The organism is Arthrobacter sp. AFG20, from assembly GCF_002892795.1.
Taxonomy (GTDB): Bacteria; Actinomycetota; Actinomycetes; order Actinomycetales; family Micrococcaceae; genus Arthrobacter.
In genome coordinates, this window is the sequence record NZ_PJMC01000019.1 from 82,722 (window position 1) to 98,026 (window position 15,305).

14 protein-coding genes are annotated in these 15,305 nt (G+C 66.1%); 6 read left to right on the forward strand and 8 right to left on the reverse strand.

The genetic code is table 11. From position 1 onward, the window contains the following. Positions 1-40: 40 nt before the first annotated feature. The 5 genes from CXZ05_RS19000 to CXZ05_RS19020 all read left to right on the forward strand — a co-directional run bounded on the left by CXZ05_RS19000 (position 41) and on the right by CXZ05_RS19020 (position 5,893). Positions 41-745 (forward strand): hypothetical protein, encoded by a 705-nt coding sequence (locus CXZ05_RS19000; protein ID WP_258006642.1) that lies wholly within the window; start codon positions 41-43, stop codon positions 743-745. A gap of 173 nt (positions 746-918) precedes the next feature. Continuing rightward, complete coding sequence (locus CXZ05_RS19005) at positions 919-2,415, forward strand: MFS transporter (RefSeq protein ID WP_102974069.1); 1,497 nt, start codon at positions 919-921, stop codon at positions 2,413-2,415. A 16-nt stretch (positions 2,416-2,431) separates the two neighbouring features. Then, entirely contained in the window at positions 2,432-4,009 is a 1,578-nt protein-coding gene (locus CXZ05_RS19010) for a GMC oxidoreductase (protein ID WP_102974070.1), read from the forward strand. 69 nt (positions 4,010-4,078) lie between these two features. Further along, complete coding sequence (locus CXZ05_RS19015; RefSeq protein ID WP_102974071.1) at positions 4,079-5,041, forward strand: LysR family transcriptional regulator; 963 nt, start codon at positions 4,079-4,081, stop codon at positions 5,039-5,041. Positions 5,042-5,113: 72 nt separating this feature from the next. Next, on the forward strand, positions 5,114-5,893 hold the full coding sequence (locus tag CXZ05_RS19020) for an SDR family NAD(P)-dependent oxidoreductase (protein WP_102974072.1): 780 nt from the start codon (positions 5,114-5,116) through the stop codon (positions 5,891-5,893). A gap of 52 nt (positions 5,894-5,945) precedes the next feature. Here the strand turns inward: CXZ05_RS19020 and CXZ05_RS19025 are convergent, their stop codons facing one another. The 8 genes from CXZ05_RS19025 to CXZ05_RS19060 form a co-directional block, all read right to left on the reverse strand. After that, positions 5,946-6,722: an SDR family NAD(P)-dependent oxidoreductase gene (locus CXZ05_RS19025; RefSeq protein ID WP_102974073.1), complete on the reverse strand. Its 777-nt coding sequence runs from the start codon at positions 6,720-6,722 to the stop codon at positions 5,946-5,948. A 1-nt stretch (position 6,723) separates the two neighbouring features. After that, complete coding sequence (locus tag CXZ05_RS19030) at positions 6,724-7,719, reverse strand: fumarylacetoacetate hydrolase family protein (RefSeq protein WP_102974074.1); 996 nt, start codon at positions 7,717-7,719, stop codon at positions 6,724-6,726. 11 nt (positions 7,720-7,730) lie between these two features. Further along, a complete protein-coding gene (locus CXZ05_RS19035) occupies positions 7,731-8,810 on the reverse strand; it encodes an amidohydrolase family protein (protein WP_102974075.1) in 1,080 nt (359 codons plus the stop codon). Beyond that, positions 8,807-9,931: an FAD-dependent monooxygenase gene (locus CXZ05_RS19040; protein ID WP_102974076.1), complete on the reverse strand. Its 1,125-nt coding sequence runs from the start codon at positions 9,929-9,931 to the stop codon at positions 8,807-8,809. Before CXZ05_RS19040 ends, CXZ05_RS19035 begins: the two co-directional genes overlap by 4 nt. A gap of 67 nt (positions 9,932-9,998) precedes the next feature. Further along, positions 9,999-11,036 (reverse strand): cyclase family protein, encoded by a 1,038-nt coding sequence (locus CXZ05_RS19045; protein WP_102974077.1) that lies wholly within the window; start codon positions 11,034-11,036, stop codon positions 9,999-10,001. Continuing rightward, positions 11,033-11,995, reverse strand: coding sequence for a fumarylacetoacetate hydrolase family protein (locus CXZ05_RS19050; protein WP_102974078.1), 963 nt, complete (start codon positions 11,993-11,995; stop codon positions 11,033-11,035). The genes CXZ05_RS19045 and CXZ05_RS19050 overlap by 4 nt, the downstream gene beginning before the upstream one ends. A 7-nt stretch (positions 11,996-12,002) precedes the next feature. Then, positions 12,003-13,022, reverse strand: coding sequence for a VOC family protein (locus CXZ05_RS19055; RefSeq protein WP_102974079.1), 1,020 nt, complete (start codon positions 13,020-13,022; stop codon positions 12,003-12,005). Positions 13,023-13,476: 454 nt separating this feature from the next. Further along, entirely contained in the window at positions 13,477-14,568 is a 1,092-nt protein-coding gene (locus CXZ05_RS19060; RefSeq protein WP_102974080.1) for a LacI family DNA-binding transcriptional regulator, read from the reverse strand. A 331-nt stretch (positions 14,569-14,899) separates the two neighbouring features. Between CXZ05_RS19060 and CXZ05_RS19065 the strand changes: the two genes are divergently transcribed. Next, positions 14,900-15,305: transporter substrate-binding domain-containing protein (locus CXZ05_RS19065; protein ID WP_146033120.1), on the forward strand; the 406-nt coding region annotated here is incomplete at its 3' end.

The window sequence follows — 15,305 nt, forward strand, 5'->3', positions numbered from 1 at the left end:
CACGGCCGCTGTTGCCGAGCTTCCCGTTAGCGCTGCACTCGTGGACGACGCACATAGGGCGGTGGCAGTGGTGCCCGGAACTGGTGATTGGTGGCAGAGCATGCTGGCCGCCCTGGCCGGGGGAGCTTCGGCGGTGGTGCTTGCGGATCCCGTGGTGCTGCCCCGGCGAGCCGTTGAGCCTGACCAGTGGCCCCGGGACGTTCCGGTGATCGTTGAGCGCCCCCGCCTGCGTCCCGATATCGTTGGTGACGCCGTGGGAGCGCGGAGGGGCAGCCATGCCCGCATGGTTACTGTTGAGTGCGCCGCCCCCGCTGTGGGCCTTGACGGCGCCATCCTTGACGGATTCGGATGGGCGCGGTCCCTGATTGGGGGGCCATTGTCGTTTCGGGCGGGCATTGCCACGGCGCAGGGCAGGCTCGCGCTACTGGATTCGGGCGCCGATGACGGCTCAGTCCCCGCCAGTTTGATGGGGACTCCCGTCGGGGGCCTTCATGGCGGAGGCCTGCTTCAGGTGCTGGCCCTCGGCGAGGTGCGAACCGAGGTCACCGTGGACCAGCCGGCCGGGCTGAACCGGGTGGAGACCGTCACTGAGGAAGGGGCATTACGGGCCCCGGAACGCTATGAATCGTCAGCGCGCCTTGCGCTCCGCCGGGCCATTGAGGCCTGCTCGTCAGGCGGGCCGGTAGCTGACCTGCACGATCTGTTCCAGGACATGGCATTGACCTGGGCCCTGCTCGATGCGTAAGCACGGCGGCCCGGCCTCACGTCTAATCCGAACGTTCTTATGTTGTTTTCAGACTAAAGTGGAGTATTATGGAGAACGGCGCCGGGGTTCTTTCCGGACCCGTTCTCCGTCGTGATGCTGCGCCGGAGGCACATTACGTCGCGTCGACGGCCCGATCGTTCGGGTAGATCACCATGCCACTTTCGCCTCTGAGACTCCGTCTCCTTGTAATCTCTTTGCTCTCGGTCTCCTTCCTGGGGGCCCTGGACCACACGGTGGTGTCTACTTCCCTGGCCACCATCGCCGGTGAACTGGGCGCGCTGACGCTGATGAGCTGGGTTGTCGTGGGTTACACCCTCGCCAGCACCGTGCTGCTGCCGGTGCTCGGCAAACTCGGTGACGTACTGGGAGCGCGCCGCATCTTCCTGGGCTCCCTCGTGATGTTCCTGGCCGCGTCCCTGGCGTGCGGCTTCGCCGCGGACATGACGTGGCTGATCGCCGCGCGCGTCCTGCAGGGCATGAGCTCCGCGGGCCTGCAATTGATGTCCCAGACCATCATTGCCCGCGTCACCACCCAACGTGAACGGCCGCGCTACATGGCCATCATCGGCGCAGCCTTCCCCATCGCCATCCTGGTGGGCCCCGTTCTCGGCGGCGCCATCACCGATTACTGGGGCTGGCAGTGGGTCTTCTGGATCAATATCCCGGTGGGCGCGGCTGCCCTGGGCCTCGCGCTCGTCGCCGTTCCGCACCTGGAACCCGGCCCCATGCCCCGCCACTTCGACGTTGCCGGGGCGGCTGTCTTCACCAGCGCCCTGGTGGCGCTCGTACTCGCCGTCACATGGGCCGCCGAACTGAACGCAGGCCCTGCCACCGCTGCCGCACTCGCGGCGAGCATCGCCGGCTTCGTCGCCTTCTTTTTTATCGAGCGGCGTGCGCCCGAACCCATCGTTCCGCTCCACTTGTTCGCCAACCGGACCATTGCCGCGGGCACGGCACTCTCGGCGATTATCGGCGTCGGTCTCTTCTCCATCACTGCCTACCTGCCCACGTACTTCCAGATGGCTTACCAGACCACCGCCACAGTGTCCGGGCTGGTGCCGATCGCCACCGTGTTCGGCATGCTGATCAGCAACCTGCTCACCGGATGGCTGGCCAGCCGGACCGGGCGGTACCGCATCTTCCCGATCCTGGGAACATCGATGGGGGCCGCCGGGCTTTTTGTGATGGCCGTGCTGCCGGGCGGGCTTCCGCTGTGGGCTCCCATGCTGGTGATGGCCGTGGTGGGGATGGGCACCGGAGCTTTCATGAGCCTGATCGTCGCCGTGGTCCAGGGAGCGGCCCCGCCCAGCCAGACCGGCACGATCACCGCCACCATCAACCTGATGCGGCAGGTGGGGTCCACGGTGGCGACGGCGGTCATCGGCGGAGTGATCGGCGCCGGCGTCGCGGGCCTCCTGCCGGCAGGCCTGGACGCCTCCACCCTGACGCCGCAGCTGGTCCACGGGGCGGCGCCGGCCATCCAAGCCAGCGTCGCCCAGATCTACACCACAGTTTTCACACCCATTTTCATCGCCCTGGCGGCTACCTACGCCTTGGGAATTGTCGCAGCTGTCCTGCTTCCGCACGGGCGCCTGTCCGACGAACCCGTTCCCGAACCCCACGCACCTTCCGAATCACTCTCGGCCTGATTTCAAAGGAGACATCATGTCCAACCCCACTATCGCCATCGTCGGCAGCGGACCCATCGGTTCCACCTACGCACGGGTGCTCTTGGAGCAGGTCCCGGATGCCCGGGTGGTGATGTTCGAAGCTGGTCCACAGCTGACCAACGTCCCCGGCGAGAGTGTCCGCAATATCCCGGACCCTGGCGAGAAAGCACGTGCACGGGAAATGTCCCAGGGGCCGCAGGCCGGCGCCTACCGGGAGTCAATTGGCATCCCCCCAGCCACCGTTACCGAGGGAATGTTCACCGCCCGCCAAGGCACCCATCTGCTGGACTTCGGGGGAACGGGTTCCGCCCACGCCCCCTCCTTCCCGGCAGCGGCTGCGGCCACGAACGTGGGCGGCCAGGGTGCGCACTGGACATGCGCGACGCCGTCGCCCGCCTTCAGCGAAAAGATCCCCTTCATCGCAGACGACGAATGGGACGGGTTGATTGAGGACGCCAAGCAGCTGCTGCATGTCCACAGTGCCGCGTTCGCCGATTCCCGTGTGGGTGAGGCCATTCGGTCCCTCCTGGACGAAGAGTTCGGCGCGGAACTGCCGGACGGCTACGGGGTGGGGACCCTTCCGGTGGCCGGGGACCCGCAGCCTGACGGGTCGGTACGCTGGGCAGGTGCCGACGTCGTCCTCGGCCCCCTGATCGATAAAGACAGCCCCCTCTCGAAGCAGTTCGAACTCCGCGACCTCACCCTGGTCCGCCGCGTGGAGCTGGACGGACATCGCGTCACCGGCGTCACAGTCCAGGACCTCCGCACCGGTGAGACATCCTTCGTGGCAGCTGACATCGTTGTGGTGGCTGCCGATGCCTTCCGTTCTCCGCAGCTCCTGTGGGCATCGGGCGTGCGGCCGAAGGCTCTCGGCCACTACCTGACCGAGCACCCGGTGGTCATCTCCACGGTGGCGCTCGACGCCGAAAAGATGCGCCGCTTCGCCACGGAGGAGGACCTCGGCATCGAACTGGCCCGGCGCGCGCAGAACGCTGCAGACCCGGTGGCGGCAGTGAACCGCATCCCGTTCTCCGAGCCGGAGCACCCCTTCTCCGTCCAAGTGATGTACTCGGAATCGACTCCGTTTCCGATGGACCCGGGCACCCCTTACTCGGAAAACCACTGGGGCTACGTCAACATGGGGTACGGCATGCGCAAGCACCCCCGCTTCGAGGACGCCGTTACCTTTGACGACAACGAGCCGGACTACCGTGGCTTCCCGAACATGAGCGTCGAGTACGCGCTTACGGAGCGGGAAAACGCCGAGATTGCCGAGGCCACGGAGCGGCTGCGGCGTGCCGGCAAGGCACTTGGTGTCTTTGTTGCCGAGCCGAGGCTGATGCCCAACGGCTCCAGCCTGCACTACCAGGGCACCATGCGCGTGGGCGAGACCAACGACGGCACCTCGGTGGCGGATCCGTGGTCGCGGGTGTGGGGCTACGAGAACCTGGTGGTGGGCGGCAACGCGCTCATTCCGACGGCGACGGCCATGAACCCCACGCTGATGAGCGTTGCCATCGCGGTGCGCGGCGCCCGGAAGGTCGCTGAGGGGCTTGGTTGTGAGGGCGCCTGAACTGACGGTGTTTTAGGAGCCGCTCAGCCGTTGGCAGGGTTGGACTTGGGACATGGATAACCTGTGGGTATGAAGAACCTGGACCTCAACCTGCTGCCCCAGCTGCAGGTCCTGCTGGAACTGCGGAACATCTCCCGGGCGGCGGAGCGGCTCCAGCTCAGCCAGCCGGCAACCAGCGCGGCGATGGCCAGGCTTCGGCGCCATTTCGACGACGAACTCCTGGTGCGCCACGGCCGCACCTATGAGCTGACGCCCTTTGCACAGTCCCTGGTCCCGCTGGTTGATGAAGCGGTGCTTCACATCCAGCGGGCCACGCGAGTGCGGTCCGGCTTCGACCCGGTCACGAGCGAGCGGGAGTTCGTTATTGCGGCCTCGGATTATGCGGCGGCGCTGATTGTGGGGCCGCTGCGCGGGATCCTGCGGGATGAGGCGCCGGGAGTGGCAGTGGATTTCGTTCCCACAGCGAAGTCCGGGATCCAGGGCCAGATGACTGACTATTCGAAGATCGACTTGCTCGTCGGGCCCACGGGATACCAGATGCAGGGGGCCAGCAAGCAGTTGTTCCGGGACAGTTTCGTGGCCGTGGCCGACGCCGGAAACCCCCTTCTCCGGCAGCCCCGCCTCACCCTCGAGGACCTGACCGCGGTGCCCCACGCCGTCGGCTACTTCGGCGAGGGAATCAGCACCCCGGCGGACAAGCTGTTCGAATCGCGGGGCCTGCAGCGCAGAGTAGCGGCGGTGGTGGCCGGGTTCCTGTCCCTGCCGCTCCTGGTCGAAGGGACTGACCTCGTGGCACTGGTCCCGGGCATGCTGGCCGCACGGGCCCAGCGAGGCGCGGACATCGTGGTGCTGGGGTTCGCCGAAGGTGCCGAAGCATCCCTGGTGGAGGCCATGTACTGGCACCCGTCCCAGGCGGAGGACCCGGCCAGCGTCTGGCTGCGGTCAGTGGTCCAGCGCTCCTGCGCCCGGCTGCATGAACTCTTCGCCGTCAAATCCCACCCAGTGACTATCCACGCGGCGGATACCACCTAGACCCAAGACGCCGTTCCCCGCCCGGGTCATTCCTGCGAGAGTCGAAGAAACACGTCTTCGGAAGGACCCTTCATGTCTGTCTCCAGCCAGCGACTGGCCGGCAAGACCGCCGTCATCACCGGAACGGCCAGCGGCCAGGGCAGGGCCGCTGCGCTCGCCTTCGCATCGGAAGGGGCCTTCGTGGTGGGCTGCGACATGGACGACGACGGCGCCGCGGCCACGGTTGCGGCGGTCACCGAGGCCGGGGGCCGGATGAGCAGCAGCCGGGTGGATCTCACGGATGAGGCAGCGGTGGCGGCCTGGGCTGCGGACGTCGCCAAGCACGGCCAGGTCCACATCCTGTACGCCAACGCCGCCGTCACGCGCTTCGCCCCGGTGGAGGAACTCAGCTTCGATGACTGGAAGTGGAACATTGAACACGAGATGGACGTGGTGTTCCTGCCGGTCAAGTACTTCTGGCCGCAGCTGATCCAGGCTGCCAACAGTGCGATTGTCCTGGTGGGCTCCACGGCGGGGGTCACAGGATCCATGACCAACGGCCGGCTGGCCCACACCGCCACGAAGGGGGCCGTCGTGGCCATGACCAAGCAGCTTGCCGCCGAAGGGGCCCCGCACGGACTGCGGGTTAATGCGGTCAGTCCCGGGATGATCCGCACCGCGGCCACCGAGGGCAACCTTCTCGCTCCCGACCATCCGATGCGGACCATCGCCGGCAGCATCCCGCTGGGCCGAATCGGCGCGCCCGAAGAAGTTGCCGCGTGCGCGCTGTTCCTAGCCTCCGACGACGCCTCGTACGTCACCGGTGCCAACCTGATGGTCGACGGCGGCTGGTCGGCCGTGCTGCCGGGTTGATCCCCGGGGTTCCCACCCAACCGATATGTGGGTCGGTTGGGTGGGAAGGCGGCTAGCGCAGAGCGTCGGAGACTGCCTTCGCACCGCCGTGGGCTGACTGGCCGCCGTCCACCGGGATCTCGGCGCCCGTCACGAAGGAGGAGATCGGGCTGAGTAGGAAGAGTACGACGCCGGCCACCTCCTCCACGCTTCCGGTGCGCCCCAGCGGGGTCTCGCCCAGGGTTGCCTGGCGGAACGCGGGCTTGGCACTCGCCGTCATGGGTGTCTCGATGAACCCCGGGTGGACGGTGTTCACCCTTATCCCGCGCGGTCCCAGTTCCATAGCTGCCACCTGGGAGAGCCCGCGCAGGGCCCATTTGCTCGCGGTGTAGGCCACGGGATAGTGCGCCGTCAGGCCTGCGACAGAACCGACATTAACAATCGAAGCCCCGCTGCGCATTAGCGGCGCGAGCGCCTGGATCCCCAGCAGGCTTCCGGCGACGTTGATTTCGTAGACCCTTTGCAGGTCAGCCACAGATGCCTCCAGCAGGCGGCTGCGCTGGGTAATGCCGGCATTGTTGACGAGCCCGTCCACCTGCCACCCCTGGCACTGAATCCAGGCGGCGAGGGTGGACCATCCGGAGGAGTCACTTACGTCCAACTGCCGGTACACCAACGCGTCTGAAGCAGACAAAGGCAAGTCCGCCAAGCCATCGGGCAGGTCCGCCGCCAGGTCCGTGGCGATGACGCGCGTCCCGGCCTCGACCAGCGGGCGCGCTTCGGCAGCGCCCTGGCCTTGGCCTGCCCCGGTAACCACCACCGTCCGGCCATCGAGCCGAAGGGAAACCACCCTAATTGCCAGACGTAACCGCGGCAGCAACCCGGTTGCGCGGGCGGGGCCGGGCTGGCACGCGGGTCACGGCCTCACGCCGCTCACCAACGGTGTTCTCGATGCTGCCGATTCCCTCCACCGTCATCCGGACCACGTCGCCGGTTTTCAGCGGCTGGGGAGTCTTTGCACCGTTTCGTCCCCAGAGCTCGGCGAGGCAGCCGCTGCCACAGGTGCCGGAGCCCAGCACATCGCCGGGCCGCACCACCGAGTCCTGCGAGGCATAGGCCACCAGCTCGGCGAACGGCCAGCCCATGTTGGACAGCAGGTCCTGGCCGATGGTCTCTTTATTGACCTCAACAGCCATGGAGATCGGCAGGTACCCCTCGGCGTCGTGCAGGCCCTCGAACTCGTCCGCGGTGACGATCCAGGGCCCCAGGGTGTTGGCGAAATCCTTACCTTTGCACGGCCCCAGGCTGACTTTCATCTCCCGGCGCTGCAGGTCCCGCGCGGACCAGTCGTTGAGCACCGTGTAGCCGAAGATGTGCCGGTGCGCCTCCGCGGCGGTCAGGTTCCGGCCGTCGCTTCCGGGAACACGTCCGACGACGGCGGCCACTTCTGTCTCAAAGTCCAGGTCTTCGCAGCCCGCCGGAATGCCGATCACCTCGCCGGTGCCGGTCACCGTGTGCGGGTTGGTGAAGTAGAACGTGGGCGCCTCGTACCATTCGGTTACCACGCCGGCCACGCCGTCGATGCTCTTCCGCACGCCTTCGACGTGTTCCTCGAACGCCACGAAGTCCCGGATGGTGGCGGGCACCAGCGGGGCGAGCAGCTGCACCTCCGCCAAGGGAACGGCAAGGCCGGATCCGATGGTCTGGCGGGCAAGGCCCAGCGTCTCTTCGAGTCCGGCGTCGAGCAGCGTCTGGACGCCGCCCGAGGGCAGCGGGTAGCAGTTTCCGCCGTCCACGAAGCCGGACTGCGTTCCTCCGTCGTAATTCCAACGAGCAATCTTGACCATGGGAGTGTTCCTTAAGCGTTGGGCCGGGCAGCCAGGGCGGCAGCCGCGGTAATGCCCAGCGTGCGGGCGTTGCCGGCCAAAACCTGCGCCTCGTCGCCGGCAGCAAGTCCGGCAGCCTGAACCTCGTCCACAGGGAGGTCGGAGCCCATATCGAACGGGTAGTCCGAGCCGAGCAGCACCTGCTCCGGGCCCGCGGCGGCCACGAGGGCCCGGAGTTCACCCGGGCTGTGGACCAGGGAATCGAAGTACAGCTTCGTCAGATAGGACGACGGCGGTTGGGCGCAGCAGTGTGCCTCGGGCCGAACGCGCCAGGCGTGGTCGGAGCGGCCGAGGGTGGTGGGAAGGTAGCCGCCCCCGTGTGCGGCCAGCACCTTGAGGTCCGGGTGCCGGTCCAAGACCCCGCTGAAGATGAGGTGGGAAAGTGCCACCGCGTTTTCGGCGGGCTGGGAGACGGTGTTGGCGAGGTAGAAGCGGTCCAGCCGCTCATCCAGGGAGCAGCCGAACGGGTGCAGGAACACCAGGGCGCCCAGCTCCTCGGCCCGGCCCCAGAACGGTTCCAGCCGGGGGTCGGACAGCTCCACGGTGCTGCGTTCCGGGTCCTCAGGGGTGGCGGCGAACGAGCCGATTTCGACGCCGAGCAGGCCGCATTCCAGCACGGCGTGTTCCAGGGCTTCGACCAGCAGGGCAGGGTGCTGCAGGGGGACCAGGCCGAGGCCGTTGAGCCGCTCCGGCGCACGGTCCACGAATTCCCGCACTGCCTGGTTGGCGGACATAGCTACTTGCAGGGCCAGCTCTTCGCCGGCGAAGTAGTAGAAGTGCGACGGCGACGGCGAAACCAGCTGCACGTCCACGCCTTGGGCGTCCATGTCAGCGAGCCGGCGGTCCAGGTCCGTCAGCTGCGGCCAGCGTTCCTTGATCATCCTGCCCGATGCGGCCATGGATTCCGGTCCGTTGCGCCGCACTTCCAGGGCCTGCTGGGCGCCGAAGCCGTCCGGATCGGCTTCGGCCACGAGCTGTTGCAGGGCCGGAAGCAGGATGTGGGCGTGGACGTCCACCGTGGGGGTTTGTCTGTCAGCGGAGTGGGTGCTCATGCGGGTTCCTTCAGCATGACGGCGAGGGAGTGCATCAGGCCGGGCACGTCAGCGTCGCGGACGCCGTCGAGCATCCACTGGCCCAGCTGGACGGAGGCGTCGACCACTGCCTTGGCCCGGTCCAGGCGGCGGTCGGTGAATTCCTTCCACAGGGTTTCGGTGAGGTCGTCGGCCTGGACCAGCAGCTCGGCCAGTACAGTGGCGTCCTCCAGGGCCATGGCTGCACCCTGGGCCACTGTGGGTGGGCAGCTGTGGGCGGCGTCGCCGATGATTACGGAGCGGCCGCGGTTCCACGGACCGTCGACGAGGTGTGTGGTGAACCACGTGTAGTTGATGCGGGCGGTGTGGTCCAGGTTGGCGCGGATTTCCTTCCACGGGCCGCCGTAGGCCGCGGCGAGTTCGGCCATGATGCGGGGGCCGTCCTCATGCTTGCGCTCCTGGGCCTTCTCCACCAGGTAGGCGTAGATGGTCTCGGGGCCGGTGGGGCAGTAGCCGGCGATGAAGCAGGGTCCGCCGTAGGTCAGGTCCGTGCGGACCACCTCTTCGGGCCGCTCCACGAAGGCACGCCAGATGCCCATGCCGGTGGGCTGGGGTTCCATGTCGATGCCGATGGCTTTGCGGACGGCTGAGTGCAGGCCGTCGGCGCCGATCAGGAGGTCGTAGGTGGCGGCGGCGCCGTCGGCGGTGCTCACGGTGACGGACCCGCCGTCGTCCGTTATTCCGGTGACGGTCTTGCCGTAGCTGATGCGTGCACCCGCCTGTTCAGCACGTTCGCGGAGGATGGCGGTGAGGTCCGGGCGGTACATGCCCAGCGTGGCGGGCAGGTCATCGCCGCCGGTGCGGATGTCTTCGAGGACTGCGATGACACTGCCGGCGGGGTCCGGGGCGCGCAGGCCGAGCGTGCTGAACGCGTAGCCCTTCGCCTCGATCTGGTCCCATACCCCGAGCTGGCGGAAGATCCGCAGGGCGTTCCCCTGCAGGGTGATCCCGGACCCGAGGGTCTGCGGGGAGTCCGCCTTCTCGAGGATTTCAACCTGGATTCCGGCGTCGGCCAGGAGGATGGCGGCGGCCAGGCCCGCGGCTCCCGCCCCAACGATTCCGACGTTCTGTACTGCTGCCATCGCTGACTCCTTTGTATTGACGGCGTACTGCTGGTGGTTTGTTGTACTGAAAGCTACCGGACGGTGCTTACCGGACAGCGATCGGGTTGACCGGCGAGCCAACGGCACCGGTGATGGGAAGCGGCGCTGCTGTGAGCAGGAAATCGTACCTGCCGTCCGCTGCGCACGCTTCCGCCAGCCCGTCCGGGTCCCACATCTCGCCCAGGAACAGTCCCAGGTTGGGAATGGCGATCTGGTGGAGGGGCTGGAACGCGCCGTCGAACTCGTTCGGCCGGACCTCGAAACCCCATGTGTCCGTGGCGATCCCGGCAATTTCGGAGGCGTGCAGCCACGGCGCGGCGCTGAAGGACAGCCCCGGGGCTGACCCGCCGGCGTAGTCGCCCCAGCCGTCGCGGCGGACCCTGGCGTACTGACCGGTGCGGATCACCACGATGTCGCCCCGGCCCACTGTTGAGCTGGGACCTTGGAGTTCGATGGTCCGCTGGAGATGCTCCGGGGTGATGGCGAATCCGTCGGGCAGTTCGCCGTCGTTCCGTCCCAGCTCGGGGCCGAGCGCCCGGCCGACGTCGAGCAGCACGCCGCGGGTGATGATCTTGGCAGCGGCAGTCTCGATGCCGGTCACCAGGTCGCCCTCGGAGGTGACCACGTCCCCGGCTGCGCGGCCGTTCCAGGCCTTGCCCTGGTCAAAGATATGGCCCAGGCCGTCCCACTGCGTGGAGCACTGCAGCGGCATGGCGATCACGTCGTCCGCGCCGCCGAAGCCGTGCGGGAAGCCCTGATTGCCGCGTTCTGCGTCCACACCGGTGTCCGTCATGGTGTGCACGGGATTGGTGCGGCGGCGCCAGCCCTTCTGCGGACCGTTGGTATCGAACGGCTGGGACAGCGAGAAGGCGTCGCCGGTCCTCACCAGTCCTGCTGCTACGACGCGTTTGGCGGCGTCGATGAAGTTAAGGGTCCCCAGGACGTCATCCTCGCCCCAGCGGCCCCAGTTGTTGTGCGCTTCGGCCATGGCGCGGATGCTGCCGAGCGGGTCCTCACGCCGGATGACCGGGAAATCAGTTGATTCCCCGGCGCCGATGGCGGGTGCTGTGTCCTGGGCGGTCACGGCTTGCTGCTTTCGGTTGTCACTTCGTCCTTGCAGTGGATGAGCTGGGTGCCCAGTCCGGTGATGGTGCCTTCCATAACGTCGCCGTCCTGGAGCAGCCGGCCCCAGTGCTGGCCGTTGCCGGCCGGGCTGCCGGTGAGCACCAGGTCGCCGGGGCGCAGTGGCATGATCTGGGAGGCTTCGCTGACGAGCTTGGCGACGCCGAAGATCATGTCCTGCGTGGACTCGTCCTGCATGGCCTTGCCGTTGAGCTTCAGTGTCACCTGGACGTCCTGCGGGTCGCCAAAGAACTTGGCGGGTACCAGCAGCGGGCCGGTGGGCAGGAATCCGGGGGCGTTCTTGGCGCGGTACCAGTCCGAGCCGATGGCCGGCATGTCCTTGCGGAAGACGTATTCACGGGTAGTGATGTCGTTGACCATGGTGTAGCCAAAGACGTAGTCCAGGGCTTCCTCGGGGGTGACCCGGAATGCGGTCCGGCCGATGACTGCCGCCAGTTCCAGCTCCCAGTCGTGGGACTTGCTGTATGACGGGAGGGCGAGGTCGTCCGTGGCGGACGCGACCGCCGTCGGAAGCCCGATGAAGAAGTACGGCGTTCCCTGGCCTGCCCGCTTGTCCATCATCGCCGCCGTCTTGGCGCGCACTTCCTCTTCGCCCTCGCCCGGTTCGCGGTGGGCTGCGGCGAGGTCGATGACGTGCTTGCGGTAGTTCGCACCGGTTTGCAGCACCTGGGCGGGCTCCACGGGGGCAAGGATTTCGACGTCGGCCAGCGCCAGGCCGGTGTCCTTGCCTGCCGAGGCAGCCAGCGCGTCCAACTGTCCCTCGGTGGTTGCCCAGTGCTCGATTAGGGAGTTGATGTCCCCGTCCAGCGGCAGGACCCGGTCTTCAACCAGCAGGCCCGCGCGGGCCTTGCTGTCACCGGGCTCCTGGAAGCGGATGAGCGAATAAGTAGCTACCGACATAGCGGCCTTAGCCCCGTCCCTGCTTGGCGTACGGGTTCAACAGGGCTTCCTTCATCGCGGGGGAGGCGCCTTCTTCGGTGGCGGTGAAGCCTTCAGCCGGCGGGAAGGACTCGGTCATGGAGTGCGGCATGGCGCCGTTCTTGTAGAAGTTGTTGGAACCTTCGGACGGGTGCCAGGTGTTGGCTTCCCAGTCAGGAACGTAGTTGCGGTAGCCGCCGGAGTTGAGCTCCACGCGCAGGCCGGACGGGTCGCGGAAGTAGAGGAAGTTCTGCTCGCCCACGCCGTGGATGGAGGGGCCGTATTCCATGGGGGTGCCGTTTTCCATCATGACGTCGGCGGTGCGGAGCAGGTCCTCGGTGGCATCCACCCAGAAGGCGATGTGGTTGACGCGGCCGGCGCGGCTGGAGGTGTCCAGGACAACGCCCAGGTCGTGGGACTTCTCGTTGGTGGTCAGCACAGAGAAGACGGTGATGGGTGCCTCGTCCAGGTCCACGAAGGCCATCACGCGGAAGCCCAGGGCCTCGTTGTACCACTTGGCGAAGCCGCGGACATCGGAGGAAGCGACGGTGACGTGGTCCAGGAACCGGGGTGCGGCGGCGTGGCTGCTGCGGCGTTCCGGCCGGTCCGGGTAGGTGGACTCGAAACCGGGCTCGGCGACGAACTTCTCCACGTCGAAGAAGAGGCGCATGTGGTGGCCGTAGGGGCCGGTGAACTCGTAAGCCTTGCCGAAGCCGTGGCCGCCGGCGGTCCAGGTGCCCTGCACGCCGGTCGCTTCGACCCGCTGGGCGGCCGCTTCGAGGGCTGCCTGGGAGTTGGTGCGCCAGGCCATCCGGCCCAGGGACGCTTCCGGTCCTTCGGTGATGACCAGGCTGTAGCGGTAGTGGTCGCCCCAGCAGCGCAGGTAGACGTTGCCGTCCACGCGATCAATGATGCGCATGCCGAATTTTTCCTCGTAGAACCGCGCCGAGGCTTCGACGTCGGGGGTGGTGATCTCGAGGTGGGCAAGATGTGAGAGGGGAGTTTCCACGTTGAAGTCCTTCTGGTTACTGGCTGCGGTCGGTTGGTGCAGGTCCTGTAACTACTGTGAGGGAGTTCATGTATCTGGAGAAGAGCAAGTTTTCCATAGGAGCTATCCACGCGGCTGATAGTTCCGGCGTATCCAGCACGGCTTCGCGGGCAAGGTAAAAACGCGGCATCCAAGGCGGCCGTCGAATTATTGATCACTTGCACTGGTAGTGTCCCGCCGGCCATTTTCACGGTCGTCGCATGTGTGAAGTCCGTGGCCACTTAGAGAGGCGTCGGCAGTTCCTGGAAAATGCTGCGGGAACTGCTCGACACGGGAAACGCCCCAAGGTCGAGCCTGACAAGGGCCAAGTTGAGGCGCAGGGGTTCAACCCGCAGGGTGTGAGCGGAATGCACTCTGGTACGCCAGGCTTTTCCCCGGCGTTCCGTGATGGGGGAGCGCTTGAGTTCGGCGAAGGTTAGCTCCTAGGCGGAGCCACAGAATCGCGAACTTGGAGCCGGGCTTCCAGGACGTTGTGTTTCGGGACGGAAGTGTCGCCAGCGATCCTGGCGAGGAGAAGCTCTGCGGCCATGGAGCCGATCCGGTGCACGGGTTGGTGGATCGTTGTTATGGCCGGTCGGGTGAACTTCATCCAATCGAGGTCGTCGAAGCAGATGATCGAGAGCTGCTCCGGGATTTGAAGATCCAAGTCGGCTATTGCCTGCATCATTCCAATGGACATGGTTCCGTCGGCGGCAAACAGCGCGGTTGGCCGGTCCGGGGACTGGAGGAGGACGGTAGCCGCTTGGCAAGCAGCGTCGGAGGAGTAGGAGCCGACGCGGCCGATAAGGCCTGGGTCGACGGGAACGCCGAAGTCCCGGTGGGCATCGACGTACCCCTGCAGGCGTTGCCAGCTTGGATAAAGCGTTTCCCCGTTGGTTGAGAAGTGGGCAGCCTGTCGGACAAACTCCTCCAGGCTTCCGTTGTGAAGTTCTTCCAGTTCGGCGATGATCGCTATTCGCCGGTGTCCTGCTTTCAGCAGGTGGGTGACTGCCTCGCGGGCGGATCCTCTGTTGTCGACAGTTACTGAGTCGGCAGCCAGATCGTATGAGGCGCGGTCGATCTGCACTGTCGGGCATCCGCCGGCAATAAGGCTGCGGAGGTGCGCGGAACCCCGAACATCACATGGCGCCACGATGAGCCCGTCTACACGTTTTTCGAGCAGGAGTTGTACCGCGTCTTTTTCGCGCTCAAGGTCCTCATCGCTGTTGGTCAGGATGACGCCGAACCCGCGTGCTCTTGCGACGTCGCCGATGCCTCGGAGGACTCTGGCATAGAAGGCGTTGTCGATGTCGGCGGCCACTACTCCTATGGTGTGGCTCTTGCCGGTCACCAGGCTGCGGGCAAGCGAGTTGGGTTTGTAGCCGAGTTTCCGGGCTGCAGCTTGTACCTTTGCCGCGACGTCATCGCTGGTGTAGCCATAGTTGCCGAGAACGCGCCCGGCGGTGGCTGTGCTGACGCCTGCTTCAGCTGCGACCTGCGTGATGGTTATTCTCGGGGAAGCGGGCATTGGTATCTTTCCGTGGCTGGTTTTTGGATTCGGGCCGCGGAAGTCCTCGCCCCGAACGCAGGTCAGTAGCTTACCTGCCCCTGTAGCGGCGCCATGCTCAAGCTTATGAGAACGTTCGCACTTTGTCGAGCTTCTTTTCCGACACCAGCGTGCACTAGTTGCGCGTGTGCATACGGCGCCCGGAGTCGGACTATCCGTGCTTGCACGGGCTCGAGGAGGCGAATAAAGAAATTCTTGACTCAATCCGAAAAAGAGATGTAGCTTACACAGGACCTGATAACGCTCTCAGCTCTTGTGGGCTGAAACCAGCACCTCTACAGATTGGAATGGAATGCGTATCCCTACTTCCCGGACGTTTCGCTTTGGCGCGGCAGCAGCCTCCGCCGCCTTGGCGGTGAGCCTGCTTTCGGCGTGCGGCGGAGCTCCCGCGTCCTCGTCAGCGGAGCAAAATCCGTACGGCCTAATAGAGCAAGGAACTGTCCGGGTTGCAAGCGTTGGAGACCTCAAGCCCTATACGTTCGCCGATGCGCAGGGTAACTTCACCGGCTTCGACGTGGAACTCTTCAAGGACGTGGCCCACCGCGCCGGTGTAGACAAAGTGGTCTTCACCGGTCAGGACTTTTCTGCCATCCTTCCGGCCGTGGCCAACGGCCAGTTCGACGTCGGCGTGGCCGCGATCGGGATCACGGACAAGCGCAAGGAAACCGTTGACTTCTCCGAGGGCTACCTTGCCGGCT

Coding starts and splice junctions, on each gene's coding strand:
- CXZ05_RS19035 (WP_102974075.1), bottom strand. CDS start 8,810: ATGAGCACCCACTCCGCTGACAGACAAACCCCCACGGTGGACGTCCAC.
- CXZ05_RS19005 (WP_102974069.1), top strand. CDS start 919: ATGCCACTTTCGCCTCTGAGACTCCGTCTCCTTGTAATCTCTTTGCTC.
- CXZ05_RS19030 (WP_102974074.1), bottom strand. CDS start 7,719: ATGGTCAAGATTGCTCGTTGGAATTACGACGGAGGAACGCAGTCCGGC.
- CXZ05_RS19020 (WP_102974072.1), top strand. CDS start 5,114: ATGTCTGTCTCCAGCCAGCGACTGGCCGGCAAGACCGCCGTCATCACC.
- CXZ05_RS19015 (WP_102974071.1), top strand. CDS start 4,079: ATGAAGAACCTGGACCTCAACCTGCTGCCCCAGCTGCAGGTCCTGCTG.
- CXZ05_RS19060 (WP_102974080.1), bottom strand. CDS start 14,568: ATGCCCGCTTCCCCGAGAATAACCATCACGCAGGTCGCAGCTGAAGCA.
- CXZ05_RS19040 (WP_102974076.1), bottom strand. CDS start 9,931: ATGGCAGCAGTACAGAACGTCGGAATCGTTGGGGCGGGAGCCGCGGGC.
- CXZ05_RS19010 (WP_102974070.1), top strand. CDS start 2,432: ATGTCCAACCCCACTATCGCCATCGTCGGCAGCGGACCCATCGGTTCC.
- CXZ05_RS19050 (WP_102974078.1), bottom strand. CDS start 11,995: ATGTCGGTAGCTACTTATTCGCTCATCCGCTTCCAGGAGCCCGGTGAC.